We start from the raw sequence: 16152 nt of genomic DNA, 5'->3' as shown, positions 1-16152 counted from the left end.
ATAATTTATTTGAACATTATCATTTTTAAATTGCAAGCCGTACCTTTGTTTTAAATAAGTTAGCAGATGTTCAACATAGAAAAAATTAGAGAAGATTTTCCTATTTTAAAGAGAGAAGTGCACGGCAAACCATTGGTTTATTTTGATAATGGAGCTACTTCTCAAACACCTCAAGTGGTGATTGATGCTATTGTGGATTATTACTCGAACTATAATGCCAACATTCATAGAGGAGTTCATACCTTAAGCCAAGAGGCCACTGATAAATATGAAGAAGCAAGAATAAAGGTTCAAAAGCATTTTAATGCAAAGAATTCTTACGAAATAATTTTAACAGCAGGTACCACTCATAGCATAAATATTGTAGCATCTGGTTATGCATCAATTTTAAAGGAAGGAGATGAGGTTTTGGTGTCGGCGTTGGAACATCATTCGAATATAGTACCTTGGCAAATGTTATGTGAAAAAGTAGGAGCTGTATTAAAGGTAATTCCGATGGATAATGATGGTGCGTTAAAAATGGATGCTTTTCATGAGCTTTTAAATTCAAACACTAAGCTTGTATTTTGTAATCATGTTTCTAACGCGTTAGGAACAATTAACCCTATCAAAGAAATTATTGATGCAGCTCATAAGGTAGGGGCTAAAGTTTTGATTGATGGAGCTCAGGCTTGTCCTCATATTAAACCTGATGTTCAGGAGTTGGATGTCGATTATTATGTAGCTTCTGCTCATAAAATGTGTGGACCAACGGGGGTAGGATTGTTATATGGGAAAGAAGAGTTACTAAATGAATTGCCTCCTTACCAAGGTGGTGGAGAAATGATTGAAACCGTAACTTTTGAAAAAACAACTTATGCAGGGTTACCTCATAAATTTGAAGCAGGAACTCCAAATATTTGTGGAGGTATTGCTTTTGGAGTAGCTATAGATTATATGAACTCAATTGGTTTTGACGCGATTGCAAAGCAAGAAAATGAGTTATTGGAATATGGAACGCAAGAGCTTGAGAAAATTGAGGGGTTGAAGATTTATGGAACAAGTCATAAAACATCGGTAATATCTTTCAATATTGAAGGTGTTCATCCTTATGACGTAGGAACTATTTTAGATAAATTAGGAATTGCCGTAAGAACTGGTCATCACTGTGCACAACCAATCATGGATTTCTTTTGTATTCCAGGAACTATTAGAGCGTCTTTTGCTTTTTATAATACAAAGGAAGAAATAGATCAACTTGTAGGGGCTGTAAAAAAGGCTCAAATGATGTTGGTGTAAAAAAATAATATTTTTTTGTAAGGTGAAGTTTTAGTTACGACTAAGTAGTTGTATCGAAAATTATTAATTTCCCCTTAATAAGAAAAAAAGCATCTTAAAACCCTTCGAGATTTTGAGATGCTTTTGTGTTTTTTATAAGTTTTATTTATTAGTCTCTAGATAAGAAAATTTGGATTACATACCAGAATAATAACATTAAAGAAGCAAATAATCCTAAGGCTGCAGGAATATAATCATCTGTAGAATACTTATGAACCATATTTGAAGTTTGGTATAAAATAGAACCTCCTGCTAATACACACATCCCTACTGAGAACCATAATCCTAGGTTGAAACCAAAAAGCGCTCCAGCAATAATTAATCCGATAGCGATAAAAAATCCTACCGCTAAACCAGCCCTAATAAAAGAAAAATCTTTTTTCGTAATAAAAACAATTGAAGAAATTCCTGCGAATAAACCAAGAGTTACAATGGCTGCTTGATTTAAAATTTCGAAGCTATTGACAGCACTAATAGCAATGTAGATAAGTGGAATAAAAATAAAGGCTTCAGCAAAAATGTAGACGGCATAGGCCAAATACTGAACATTTTTGTCCGAGGTTCTCATTGCGGTACTTTCAGCATAATTTGTAATTAGCATAAAACCTCCTAATAAAATTAACCACTTATATCCGTCTAACATAGAAAGTGCAAATTCTACAAGCGTTGCACTTTGTAAGAATAAAAATTCAAAAACTAAAAAAAGAAGAACTCCCCCAGCTACATGAGCATATGTTTTCTTGTAAAAAGCAATTCTTTCGGTTTGAGATACTTGAGCCACTAAGACTTTAGTGTTGTGTAAATTTTCCATAATAAATTATATTTTTTGGTAAATATATCTATAAAAATTGATTTTGGGAGTAATGGTTAGAATTCAATATTTTGTTTTTGTTAATTAATAAACAAAAAGGTTGGTTTTTGTTTAATTTTTGTGGTTTTGTTTTGTTAATCTGACGTTTTTTTGAGTTTTTATTTGTTGTTTTTTGATTTTCAGTATTTTGTGAATTTTCCCTCACAAGCGATAAATAAAGGGATATGAAGTTTTTTATTTAATAAAAAAAAGAATTTTTGATAATGAAAGAAAGTTATATATTGAGATCCATTAAAAAACCCTTCTGTTTTTTACGAAAAAAGTAAAAAATTAACTTCTTGTTTTGATTTGGGGAAATCAATGAAGGTTTTTTAAAAAACATTAAATTAAATTATTACAAGATGAAAAAATTATTGTTCACGGTAGCAGTGGTATCTGCTATGTTCGTAGGATGTCAAGATGAATCTAAAAACAACTTACCTTTAGATGATCAGCAAACCATTGACATGAGTGATTTTTATGTGAAAACTGAAGAAAGTCACGATAGAGGTAGAGATCACAAGTGTCATTCTATGAGAGTTTTAAATGCACAGCTTGAAAAGAATCCTAAGTTATATCAAAAAATGTATGACATAGAATTTGCTACCCGTAAGTTTTTGGCTGGTAAAGGAAAACCAGGTGGAGGAAATGGTGGTGGAGGAAACAACGGCGGCGGAAGCGGCGATGTTGATGTGGCTCCAATTGCTGATGGATTAGGAATTATCAATATTCCAGTTTATGTTCATGTAGTTTATAGTAATTCTAATGAAAATATTAGCGATGCTCAGATTACTTCACAAATGAGAGTTTTGAATGATGATTTTAGAGCAGCTAATAATGATTTAAACCTTCCTTCAGGAACTACTTTTGAAAATGATGTTACGGATGCAGAGTTTTCATTTACATTGGCTGGAACTTTCAGACATGCCGATTCAAGAACTTCTTGGGGAACTAATAATGCTGTAAAATCAGCTTATCCTCCTGTAACTCCTGAAACTCACTTAAATATTTGGGTGTGTAATATTGGGGGAGGAATTTTAGGGTATGCGCAGTTCCCAGGAGGAAATTTATCTACTGATGGAGTAGTATGTTCTCCTCAATATTTTGGAACCACGGGTTATGTATCGGCTCCATTTAATAAAGGTCGTACAATGACTCATGAAGTAGGGCACTATTTAAATTTACGTCATATTTGGGGTGACGGAAGATGTCGTCAAGATGATTTCGTGGCGGATACTCCTTCTTCTGATGGACCTAATTATGGATGTCCTTCTTATCCAACAGTAAACTGTAAGTCTCCTGATATGACTATGAATTATATGGATTATGTGGATGATGCTTGTATGTATATGTTTACAGATGGTCAACGTAACAGAATGAGAGCAATTTTTCAACCAGGTGGTGCTAGAGCATCAATGTTGAATTAAACAAAATATCAAAAAACCTGAATCATTCTTGATCCTTAAAATATGAATGAATATTTCAGAATGTATCTTGATTAGATTTATAAAAGGAGCCTAACTAGGCTCCTTTTTTATTCTTTATATGTTAATACTCCCTAGGCTAGTCAACCCTTTTTGGGGTAAGAACATATTCTAATAGAATACTTCATAGGCTTGTCCCGGAGAAATTTATTTGATTCAGAGTTTTAAAAAGAGTCTGAATTGATTGTTATTAAACTTGCTTTGAGCTTTTTGGTATAAAAAGTTTATTGTTTAACTGGTGTTAGAGGAGATATAGAGAAACTTTTTATTGCTTGCTAGCTTTATCTTGTTCAATTACGCTTTGATTGGCTTTTAAAGTCTCATATTTGGTGTAAAAAAGAACATTCCAGTACCTTTTGAGGGAGTACCGGAATGCATATTGGTAATTTTAATATAAAGAGGTTGCTCTTCTATCTATATTTAAATAATGTTTTTCTCTTTTTAACTTCGCCATCTACAACTGCCTGTAAATAATAAAGTCCTCTTTTTAAATGAGATAATTTAAGAGTTGCTCTAGCCCTACCATTTACTAGGTCAACATCTTTTTCAAATACTTTTGTACCTCTGAAATTGTAAACGATTAGTTTTACTGTTTGATCAGCAGTACCTCTCATCTTAACATAACTGTTTCTAGCAAAAGGATTTGGGAATACTCTGAATTGAGTAAAGTAAAACTCATTTGTATTTGGATCGCAACTACCTAATGTTGCTCCGTAGCATAAGTAGAAGTTTACGAAGTATTTAGGAACACAAATAGTTCTTCCTCCGAAACACATTTCAACACGATTCAATTTTTTACCACATCTTACATCGATTACATTTACTGTCGTTTCAGCAGTTACAGAACATCCGTTGGCGTCCGTAATTTCAACTGAATAAGTAGTGGTTTCTGTAGGGCAAACAGTATTATTCGCTGTAGTAACTCCGTTGCTCCATTGATATGTATAAGGAGCAGTACCTCCTTGAACTTCTACAACATTAATAGTAGCACAAGAATTATCTTCATATCCGAAATAAATAGTTTGTTCTCCAGATAAAACAGCTGTTAAAGGCTCGTTTTCTGTAATGATAAAAGTTTCCGTTACTGTAATTCCCAAAGCATCTGTAATAGTTACTGTATAAGTCCCTGCAGCAAGATCAGAAATAGTATTTTCCTCAGTTGATGCTCCACTACTCCAAGTGTAAACATAAGGAGCACATCCTCCAGAAACATTTACAGTTACCGTACCATCTTGATTTCCATTACAGGTAGCATTTGTTGTAGTTAAACTATCAACAGTAAGTGTTTTTAGTAATAACTGAGTTGATACAGGGAAGTGATCCGAAGCAGTACTTGTATAAGTAGCGTTATAAAACTCATAATGTACACGCTCAGATGTTGCAATATGTTCTTCTGTTAATTCATTAGAAAGTGTAATATGATCGATCATATTTTCTCTAAATACGAAAGATCTAAATCCTAAATCACTTAAAGAAGAAGAAACAATACTATAATTATCTGTATCTTGAACAAATGCATCATACGTAGAGGTAGTTGTTGTAACATCAGCAACAGTTTCATCAACATCATCATTATAATCTCCAAGAAGAATGATGTTTTTGTCTGAGTAAGATGTGTCTAAAGTGTCTTTTAATACTTCAACGTCGAACTTTCTCATGTTGTAACGATCTTGAGCACCATTACCGCTATTAGCTCTTGCATGAAGATTAACTACATTGAATTCTTGAGTATTTCCATTTACAGTAACGTTTGCAGTAATCATAAACGGTAATCTACCACTAGCATAGAATCTTGTTTTATCAGCAACAGGATAATTTGAAAGTGCTGAATCGTCTCCTCCGTTGTAATATGGGTGAATAGATTCTAATAATACTTTTGAACTTGTAATATTCACTGTTGCACTATTGTAAATAAAACCTATTCGTTGTTTAGCTCCTGCTGTATCGTTAGGATATGATGTCGCATCAGAAAGAATGAATTCATAGTTAGGTAATTCATTAACCATTTCTGTAAATAAAGGAACATCAACAACTTCCTGTACAGCAATAATATCAGCATTCAATGCCTGAATGGTGCTTTTTACTCTTTCTTTTTGAATTGCATCTGAATTTGGATCTCCTGCTGAAGGTGAATTTTCCTCATCTCCAAACCACTCGATATTCCAAGTAACAATATCTAATGCTTTCGATTTATCAACTTCTACGAAAATGTCTGGTACTTCGTACGCACTTGCGCAAGCAAGATCTTCTCTAATTCTTGGTAAGATTTGATACGTGTCTCGGAATCTTCCGATAACCCCTACAACTTCGTTACAAGATTCAGGCTGCCCTAAGCCAACGATACTTTCAACATCAATATCGATTCTAATTTCTCCCATTCCACTTGTATCCGTAAGTGTATAGTTTGAATTTCCAAACAAAATATCTCCTGGAGCTGGGAATGCTGGATTAGCAATACGAACTAATTGACCAGGATACTCCGATAATTGACTTAATGTAATTGTTTGCGGAGTAATTGGATTCGAAGGAGTTCCGTTATTGGTTACCTCAGTTACTGGACTAATTTGGATTTGATCGTTAAAACTACTTCTAGTTCCTGTTACTGTAATTGAATCTCCAATCATGAAAACACCATCACCATGAACTAACTCATCAAAAATGGCAATTCCACCTGTATTATCTTGAATATATGCTGATCCAGAGAATTGATCTGATACCGTCAATACACCTGAAACAGTAACTGTTTCTCCGTCTGCTTTTGCTCTAGCTTCGCTAATCACAATTACATCGGGTGTAGGAGGTTCAGCTCCGTTTTCTGTACCAGGTGTAGGATCTGCCTGAGTATAGGTACTTGTATTTCTCGCTCCACCTTGCCCGTTTGGAATACGTTGTATAGAGTGACCGTCTTTATTTCCTAATTCACCCTCGTTGATTTGAGCTTGACCAGTATTTAATAAAACTAAAAGCTCTGCATCATCGCTATCGTTCGTATCGTAAACCAATGCATCAATCAGATTATTGGTCGTAATAGCAGAATTGTTTGGAAAATCAGTTGCATTACCTTGGTATAAAGCTACTGCATCTGCTCCGTTTTGTAAACCATTATTTGGTAAAATCATGTTTACATTCGCAACATCAGTATTTCCTAAAACGAAGTACCCTTCTGCATTTGTTGTTTGTCCATCTAAATCATAAGCAGCATAACTTTGATCAATGGAACCGTTATATAATACAATGGTAAAACCGTCTAAGCTAGTATTACCAGTTCCTCCATCATATAATTCGATAAACTCTAAGGTATCTGAACCAGCTGTATCCGCATCAATTTCGTTAATAATTAAATTGATTTCTTCAGTAGCATTACTATTTACCGCCCCTGGAGTTGGTAAAGCTTGTACGTAAGTATCTGTATTTCTCGCTCCACCAGTACCATTTGCAAAACGCTGAGAAGAGTGATTGTCTTTATCGCCAGCACCACCTTCATTAATTTGAGCTTGACCGCTATTTAGTAGTACTAATAATTCTGTGTCATCACCATCGTTAGTGTCATATACAAAAGCATCAACTAAGTTATCTGTTGAAATTGCTGAGTTATTTGGGAAGTCAGTGGCGTTTCCTTGGTATAAAGCCACTGCATCCGCACCATTTTGTAATCCATTGCTGTTAAAAGTAATAGAAGAAACATTTGGCACGTCAGGATTTCCGATTACGAAATAACCATCTGCACTTGTAGTTTGTCCATCTAAATCATAAGCGGCATAGCTTTGATTGTTTGAACCGTTGTAGAAAACTAATACATAACCATCTAAGCTAGTGTTACCAGCACCGCCATCATATAATTCTACGAATTCTTGAGTGTCAGTACCTGGTGTATCCGCATCAACTTCGTTAATAACAATATTTGAAGGAGCTACAGGCGCCATGTTTTCTTCACCTGGAGTAGGAATCAATTGAGCATAAGTATTTGTATTTCTTGCTCCACCAGAACCATTAGGGATTCTTTGAGAAGAATGCTCATCTTTGTTACCAGCACCACCTTCGTTAATTTGTTCTTGACCAGCATTTAATAATGCTAGTAATTCAGCATCATCACCATCGTTTGTATCATATACAAAAGCGTCTACTAAATTGTCTGTTGTAATCGCTGCATTATTTGGAAAATCGGTAGCATCACCTTGGTATAAAGCCACTGCATCCGCACCATTTTGTAATCCATTACTGTTGAATGTAATTGAAGAAACGTTAGGGACATCAGGGTTTCCAATCACGAAATATCCGTTCGCATTCGTCGATTGCCCATCTAAATCATAAGCAGCATAGCTTTGGTTGTTTGAACCGTTATAAAAAACTAATACGTAACCGTCTAAACTACTATTTCCAACACCTCCATCATACAACTCTACGAATTCTTGCGTATCAGTACCCGGAGTATCTGCATCAACTTCGTTAATAACGATATTTACAGGAGTTGTAGCTTCTTCATTTTTTGCTCCTGGAGTAGGCGCAAGTTGTGCGTATGAACTTGTATTTCTTGCTCCACCAGAACCGTTAGGGGTTCTTTGAGAAGAATGCTCATCTTTATTACCAGCACCACCTTCATTAATTTGTTCTTGACCAGCATTTAATAATACTAACAAGTCAGCATCATCGCCGTCATTGGTGTCATACACAAAAGCATCTACTAAATTATCTGTGCTGATTGTTGAATTATTTGGGAAATCAGTAGCATCACCTAAATATAAAGCAACTGCATCGGCACCATTTTGTAATCCATTACTATTGAATGTAATTGAAGAAACGTTTGGTACATCAGGATTTCCAATAACAAAGTATCCTTCGGCATTTGTAGTTTGTCCGTCTAAATCGTAAGCAGCATAGCTTTGATTGTTTGAACCGTTATAAAAAACTAATACAAAACCATCTAAACTAGTATTTCCAGCACCACCATCGTATAACTCAACAAATTCTTGAGTATCGGTACCAGGAGTATCGGCATCTACTTCATTAATGATAATATCAGGAGTAGTTGCTGTTTCATTTCCCTGTAATTGAACATCATCGAAACCAGCATAATCACTACCTCCGTTTTGTTTAACACTTATTGTAAAACTAACTGAATTTACAGTATCAGGAATGGTTTCTTCAATGTTTACCCAACCGTTTGTGCTGTATGGACTTGCATCTGTTATAGTAACAACACCTTGAGAGGTTCCATCTTGAAAAACTTCATAGCTAATTACATCACCATTGGCAACATCATAACCAACAACATTAATGGCAAACGATAAGGTTACGTCCGTATAATTTGAAATATCTACACTTTCGAAAGCTATGGTACCTCCATCAGCAGAACCACAGTTACCATCTAGATCTTGAACTCCGAAAAAGTTACTGTCTGTATTTGCTGAACTAATAGAGCCAACGCTTGTTACGATATCCCAAACGTCCGATCCGTTTGTACAATTTACAGGAGAGTTGGTATAGTTCCAAGTATCATTTGATGTTCCTTCAAATCCTTGAAAAACAATTGCCGACCCTGTCGGTGGAGTTGTGTCTTCAAGAGTTGTTACATTTACTATATTACTATTAGGCGAAACATTTCCAGCAGCGTCAATAGCTCTTACAGAGAATGTATAAGATGTATTTGGAGTTAGGTTAGTAACCGTAAAATTTGTATTTGATGTCGCTGTGATTTGTGTACTTCCATTGAATATTTGATAAGCAATTACGCCAACATTATCCGTTGAAGCAGTCCATGATAAATCAGTAGTTGTTTGTGTAGTGTTTTGAGCGCTTAAGCTAGATGGAGCCGTAGGAGCTTCTGTATCTCCTCCTCCAGAATTAAAACGATCCTCCGCTTGAGGTCCTCCCCAAATTGAAGTAGCAAAAGCTGGATTATCAATAAACGGGTTTCTATTTCCTTGGATACTTTCTAAAAGAACATTTCTGTTAATTTCATAGGCAGAAACAGGATCTTCCGCATTCCACTCTAGGAAAATATCCATCATATCAGCATTGTAATTCTGTGTTCCTGTTCCCACAGCACTTGGTAAACACTGCGATCCATAACGTAAGTACATGTACATCATCATTCTGGCAACGTCACCTTTCCATTCGTCACCTGGATACCATCCCCCAGAAACATTTCCTGCATTTCCGCTTCCATCCGCAAAGCGAGAGTTTCCTCTGTTAGAGTTCATATTAACATCACTTGACCTTAAATGATGTGCATCGGCTCCAGGACCTGAACTCCCCAAGTTCGGGCTTCCTAATGAGCGAGGGAATGTATGCTCCCTGTTCCAATCACCAGTGTTTCCTCCATTACTATCCTTGGAACGTGTACGATCCGTAACATGGTTGTTATCAGAATCATCATATCCGTAAATAAGTAATACATTGTTTGGACTGGTTGGATCTAAATCGGTTTGTCTTAGAGCATCCCAAACTCCCGGCGTATAGCTCAGAAAAGTAGTATGCGTATTTGTGATCAAAACGGAAAGATCGTCCTTTAAGGATTCCCCGGTCTGATTCACATTGACACCGTCATAATAAGGTGGAACTTGGGCAAAGCCAGAATATCCACATAAAATAATAAGCATCACTGCTATATTAAGTAGAAGAGTACTTTTTTTCATTTGTAAAGTTTTTTGTAGTTTATAATTTTATCTCGTTTGGAGGAAGGTTTGAGATTGGGTAAAACTATAGGTTGATTGTGTTAAAAGCGTTAACGAATGGTTAACTTTAAATTGTTTATTGGCTAATTTTTAATGGTTATTAATTTCGCTCGTGAAAATAATTAAATAAAACGTTACTTTTTAAAATTCAGTTTGTTAATCACTCAACAAAAATACTGTTTTTTGTTAAATTTTAACAAAGCACTTCATGGATTAGACTTTTTATAGTGTGTTATGTACTTTTTGTTTGATTTTTAGTGTTTTTACTTGTTATTGAACAAGGTGTGTGTAAAGTAAATATTGCGTTTCTTCAGTGCTTCTTCAATAGGCTTACTTTGTTGGGTATAAAAGGTTAAAGGACATTAATACTTATCAAGATGATAATAGTAAGCACTAGTTACAATAAAAAAGATGTAATTTTAAACCAAAAGCATTAAACCCTATTTATAATGAAGTATTTAAAACTAATCATATTATTCTTTTTCTGGGCGGGGAGTTTATCTTTTTGTCAAGAAGGAATTAAGGATTTCGATGAAATAATTTATGAAGCAAGAACTAGAGGTAGTTCTTTGGTTTTGAAGATAACATCAGATAAGCTTTTCTATAAAGATAGAAATCATGAGAAAGAACTCAAAGTTTCTAAAGTAGATAAAAAGAAACTGATTAAGTTTATTAATAATACCAAGCTTTCGGATATGAGTCATTTTAAAGCAGTATCAAATGATAGAGCTTCAGATAGGGCGATGCAAGCTGAGTTAATTGTTAAAGTTAATGGACAAGAATATAAATCTTCTGTGTTCGATCATGGAAATCCTCCAGAAGAACTGAAAGAAATCATTGAAACAATGATGAGGTTGGGAAAACCTGAATAAACAAAAAGACCGAGCATTAGCTCGGTCTTTTTTATAAACGAAATCTAAATTTAGTTTTAAATACTTTATTCGAAGTAGGTTGAATTAAAAATATCTAAAGATTTATTGTTAGGCTATTATTAAAACTTTAAAGTTGCTCCTAACAAGAAGTTACGCGTAGCTTGTGGATAAAAACCAGCACCATCAACAGTTGTTGTAGTACCAGGATTTGACCAAGTATCATCGAAAGTATAATAATAACCTCTGTCGACATATTCTTTATTGAAGATGTTGTTTACAATTCCCGTGAATACAATTGACTTGAATATCTTCTTGGTTTTAAGTTCGTATGTAAAGTTGAAATCACTTGTAAAGAATCCTTTTAAAACGTCTAAATCGGATACAGTACTATTCAAATTACTCATAAATTGTTTCCCTACATATTTCGATAAAAATGCCAATTGAAGGTTTGATATTGGCTGATAAACTAATGCGTTACCAAAAATAATATCAGGAGAAAAAGTAATAGGCGTATCTCCTAAATTGGTTAATACACCATCAATTTCAGCATAATAATCTTGGTTTACATTTTCACTGAATGCTATGTTCGGACGAATCCATAAAGTTTTATCCAGTTGAATATCGGCATCAATTTCAATACCTAATCGATAGCTATTACCACTTGAAGATCTCAGAGGTTCCCCTGAATTTGGATCAATAGCACCCGTTAAAATCAACTGGTTTTGATAATCCATATAGTATATGTTTGTATTTAACTTTACTTTTTTATTAGAGAATCTCCATCCTAACTCATAGTCATCCAGACTTTCATGTTGTGAGTTTCCACCTTCAAAGTCATTTCGATTAGGCTCTCTATTTGCTCTTGCATAAGAGGCATAAATACTATGGTTTTCATCAAATCTATGTGTTAACCCTAATTTTGGATTGAAGAAATTAAATTGTTTATCAACATCAATTGGATCCCTATCTGAGGTCAATCCTTTTGTTGTATAGTTTACAAAACGCCCTTGAAGATCAACAAACGCTTTTAACGAGTTTGTGATGTTAAAACTAACTTTAGAAAAAACACTCCAATCCGTTTTCTTAGAATCACTGAAGTAGTATCGGTCTCCCCAATTAGTGTTTGCAGCTAAATCACTTCCCCAGATTATTTCACCATAATGTTCGTTGTTATATGTACTATAAGAAACACCTGAAATTACTTCAATACCTTCATTGTTATAGGTAGCAGTTCCATTAGCCACATAAAAATGATTGTCTAACCATCTTCTTACAATTACATCACTGCCATCAACGATTAAGTTGTTGTAATCAACAGCATCTTCACCATCTTTAAATTGCTCGAAATATCCTTTACCTCTGGTGTAGTTCAAACCAATGTTGGTTGACCATTCATCAGATAATCTCTCATTCCAATGTAATTGATAATGATCTTGCCAGTAATTATCAGTTTCGTTGTCATAAGTATATGGATTTTGACGACGGTTTTCTTCGAGTTGTTCTTTGGTTAAACCGAACCATGCTTGGTAAGTTTTTTCTTGTCCACCAAAAGCAAGCGCTTTAATCAAAGTGTTTTCATCTGTATAACTTCCTTGAAGAAAATATGATTTTAAATCAGTAAAAGCACGATCTACATAACCATCAGAATAGATATTCGAAAGACGTCCTGCTAATTCGAAATTTTCATTAATTTTTCCAGTAGTAAACTTCACGGTATGTTTTCTCGTACCAAAAGAACCAAACGAGTTTGAAATTTCTCCTCCAGCTTCCTCAGAAACAGCATCCGTTAAGATATTTAAACTAGCTCCAAAAGCACCAGAACCATTGGTTGAGGTTCCAACACCGCGTTGTAACTGTAAGTTTTCAGTTGATGAAGCAAAATCTCCCATATTTACCCAAAAAGTTCCTTGGCTTTCAGCATCGTTATAAGGAATTCCGTTAATGGTAACATTTACACGAGAAGCATCCGAACCACGAACACGGATATACGTATATCCAATTCCCGCCCCTGCATCTGATGAAGAAGTAACAGAAGGTAGGTAGTTTAATAATACAGGGATGTCTTGCCCTAAATTACGTTTGGCAATCTCCTTTTTCGATAAGTTAGAGTGAGTTACAGGCGCATCTGCTTTTACGCGAACAGCCGATACTAATACTTCATCGAGAATAGTATCTGTTTTTAATTGGAAAATGAGTTCTTGAGAGTTGTTTGTATCAATCTGTTTTTTTAGAGTTTTGAAACCAACGAAAGATACTTCTACTTCATAAATACCTTTAGAAAGCTTAAGTTTAAACTCTCCTTCCGTATCCGTAATAGTTCCTTTTTGTAATGAAGGAATAATAACAGAAGCACCTTCTAGTGGTTGTTGATTTTGATTGATAACTTTACCAGTTAAAATTATGCTTTGTGCATTAGCATTTAACGTAGTAAGCATAATTGCTAAAAAAGCTACTAGGTTCACTTTTTTAACTAATGAGTGAAATGTCATTTTATATAAATAAAACGAATAAAAAGAGGTGATTATTCAATAATTAATCAGTGTTGTCTTAAAACGAAAGTGTCTAACTTTCTAATGTTTCCCTAAACAGCATTACCTGTTCTAGGTTCAATGGGTATGATCTCAGCCTTTTGCAGATTTAAAATTTTTGGTTTTTCTCGTACTTTAAAAGTATTTAAAGCAATTAACAACTTAAAATTCAAAATAATAAAAGGCACCCCTTTTGAGAACATGGCAAAATTAAAGCAGAAAGTTTAAATAACAAGGTGTAACTTAAGATAAGTTTAAAATATGTAAAGAAATGGCTGAAATGTGTGGTTTTTTTGCAGTATTTATATTAAAACAACGTTTTCGTTTATTTTTCTGTTAAAATATTTCGTAAAATTTTAATATTTTAGTGCGGACAAATAGTGAATATATGAGCAAACCATTCAAGGCAAAAGTCAATAATAACTATAATTTTGATTTTACCGCCCAGCAAATTGAAAAACTAGATTCGGTATTTAAATCCGATGGAAGCTTTCATGTTTTAGATAATGAAACCTCTTTTCAAGCAAAAATAGTAGCGCAAAATTTTAACGATAAAACCTATACCGTTGAGATCAATGGAAATAGATATGACGTGAAATTATCGGATTCGTTAGATATTTTAATTAGCGAATTAGGATTGGAGGCGAGTTCGGTTAAAAAGGAAAACGACATCAAAGCCCCAATGCCAGGATTAATTGTTTCGGTTGATGTTGAAGTTGGCCAAGAGGTGAAAGAAGGTGAAGGTATTTTGGTATTAGAAGCCATGAAAATGGAAAATACATTGCTAGCTCCAAGAGATGGTGTAGTGAAATCTGTTTTAGTAGAAGCAAGTGCCAAGGTTGAAAAGAATGCAGTGTTAATTGAAATGGAGTAAGAATGAAGAAAATTTTAGTAGCAAATAGAGGAGAAATAGCTTTGCGTGTGATGCGTACGGCAAAAAATATGGGTATTAAAACGGTGGCAGTATATTCTGAAGCCGATAGAAATTCACCGCATGTGGCTTTTGCCGATGAAGCAGTTTGTATTGGACCAGCACCTTCGAATCAATCGTATTTATTAGGAGATAAGATTATTGAAGTAGCGAAGCAACTTAATGTTGATGGAATTCACCCAGGATACGGATTTTTGAGTGAAAATGCTGCATTTAGTGAAGCTGTAGCCAAAAACGGAATTACATTTATTGGTCCGAAAGCAAAAGCAATTGAAGTCATGGGAAGTAAGTTGGCAGCAAAGGATGCTGTAAAAGCTTATGATATTCCAATGGTTCCAGGAATTGATGAGGCCGTAACCGACGTAAACTATGCCGCCAAAGTTGCCGACGAAATTGGATATCCAATTTTAATAAAAGCGTCTGCTGGAGGTGGAGGAAAAGGAATGCGTGTTGTTCATAAGGCAGAGGATATTGAAGAACAGATGAACAGAGCCATTTCAGAAGCAGAGTCTGCCTTTGGAGATGGATCAGTTTTTATAGAGAAATATGTAGGATCACCACGACATATTGAAATCCAAGTTTTGGCTGATGGACATGGAAATGTAGTTCATTTATTTGAAAGAGAATGTTCTGTACAAAGAAGGCATCAAAAGGTGGTTGAAGAAGCACCTTCAAGTGTATTGACTCCTGAAATTCGTCAACAAATGGGAGAAGCAGCCGTAAAGGTAGCACAAGCTTGCGATTACTTAGGAGCGGGTACTGTAGAGTTTTTATTGGATGAAAATAAGAACTTTTATTTCCTTGAGATGAATACGCGTTTACAGGTAGAGCATCCGGTAACAGAAATGATTACGGGAATTGATTTGGTAGAGCAACAAATTAAAATTGCTCGTGGGGAAAAGTTAGCATTTGCTCAAGAAGATTTAAATATCAATGGTCATGCTTTGGAATTAAGAGTATATGCCGAAGATCCGTTAAACAATTTTGCGCCAAGTATTGGAGTGCTGGAAACTTATAAAACTCCGCAAGGAGCTCATGTAAGAGTGGATGATGGTTTTGAAGAAGGTATGGAAGTTCCGATTTATTACGATCCGATGATTGCCAAATTAATAACCCACGGGAAGAGTCGTGAGGAGGCAATTGAACTTATGAAACAAGCAATTAACGACTATCATATTAAAGGAATTGAAACCACCTTATCGTTTGGAAAGTTTGTTTGTGAGCATGAAGCCTTTACTTCAGGAGATTTTGACACGCACTTTGTGAAAAAGTATTATACACCTGAGCAATTAGAGTTGGAATATAAACGCGAAGCAGAGATTGCAGCGAAACTTGCTTTACAAGCATATTTAAAAGAACAACAAGTTTTAAGAACCTGCTAAAACGATAAAATAGGTGTAGTTGCGTTAGGGATTGCAGCGGCATCCTTTTATTGGTTTGAGTTTGCGAAAACCAGCAAAAGATATAGCGAAAAGCCCGACCCTTGGGGAACGCCC

The 16152-nt window shown here is 34.9% G+C and carries 8 protein-coding genes; 5 read left to right on the top strand and 3 right to left on the bottom strand.

From position 1 onward, the window contains the following. Positions 1-66 precede the first annotated feature (66 nt). Positions 67-1278 carry an aminotransferase class V-fold PLP-dependent enzyme gene (locus ACKTTV_RS03435; protein WP_408029414.1) on the top strand — a complete coding sequence of 404 codons (1212 nt, stop codon included), beginning with the start codon at positions 67-69 and terminating at the stop codon, positions 1276-1278. A 148-nt stretch (positions 1279-1426) separates the two neighbouring features. On the opposite strand, the gene ACKTTV_RS03430 is transcribed toward ACKTTV_RS03435, so the two are convergent. Next, positions 1427-2128: a Bax inhibitor-1/YccA family protein gene (locus ACKTTV_RS03430; protein WP_408029413.1), complete on the bottom strand. Its 702-nt coding sequence runs from the start codon at positions 2126-2128 to the stop codon at positions 1427-1429. Between the two features lie 401 nt (positions 2129-2529). On the opposite strand from ACKTTV_RS03430, the gene ACKTTV_RS03425 reads away from it, so the two are divergent. Then, on the top strand, positions 2530-3594 hold the full coding sequence (locus ACKTTV_RS03425; RefSeq protein ID WP_408029412.1) for a zinc metalloprotease: 1065 nt from the start codon (positions 2530-2532) through the stop codon (positions 3592-3594). A gap of 467 nt (positions 3595-4061) precedes the next feature. Here the strand turns inward: ACKTTV_RS03425 and ACKTTV_RS03420 are convergent, their stop codons facing one another. Then, positions 4062-10286 carry an endonuclease gene (locus ACKTTV_RS03420; RefSeq protein WP_408029411.1) on the bottom strand — a complete coding sequence of 2075 codons (6225 nt, stop codon included), beginning with the start codon at positions 10284-10286 and terminating at the stop codon, positions 4062-4064. A 488-nt stretch (positions 10287-10774) separates the two neighbouring features. Between ACKTTV_RS03420 and ACKTTV_RS03415 the strand changes: the two genes are divergently transcribed. Continuing rightward, entirely contained in the window at positions 10775-11197 is a 423-nt protein-coding gene (locus tag ACKTTV_RS03415; RefSeq protein ID WP_408029410.1) for a hypothetical protein, read from the top strand. A 119-nt stretch (positions 11198-11316) separates the two neighbouring features. Here ACKTTV_RS03415 and ACKTTV_RS03410 read toward each other — a convergent pair whose 3' ends face one another. Then, entirely contained in the window at positions 11317-13686 is a 2370-nt protein-coding gene (locus tag ACKTTV_RS03410) for a TonB-dependent receptor (RefSeq protein ID WP_408029409.1), read from the bottom strand. Between the two features lie 427 nt (positions 13687-14113). Between ACKTTV_RS03410 and ACKTTV_RS03405 the strand changes: the two genes are divergently transcribed. Together ACKTTV_RS03405 and accC are read left to right on the top strand one after the other, a co-directional pair. Continuing rightward, positions 14114-14599: an acetyl-CoA carboxylase biotin carboxyl carrier protein subunit gene (locus tag ACKTTV_RS03405; protein ID WP_408029408.1), complete on the top strand. Its 486-nt coding sequence runs from the start codon at positions 14114-14116 to the stop codon at positions 14597-14599. A gap of 2 nt (positions 14600-14601) precedes the next feature. Further along, complete coding sequence (gene accC / locus ACKTTV_RS03400) at positions 14602-16038, top strand: acetyl-CoA carboxylase biotin carboxylase subunit (protein WP_408029407.1); 1437 nt, start codon at positions 14602-14604, stop codon at positions 16036-16038. Positions 16039-16152: the final 114 nt, after the last annotated feature.

Origin of the sequence: Tenacibaculum xiamenense (genome assembly GCF_964513065.1) — a bacterium.
GTDB classification, from domain to species: domain Bacteria; phylum Bacteroidota; class Bacteroidia; order Flavobacteriales; family Flavobacteriaceae; genus Polaribacter; species Polaribacter xiamenense.
This window is presented reverse-complemented; position numbering and strand designations above follow the sequence as displayed.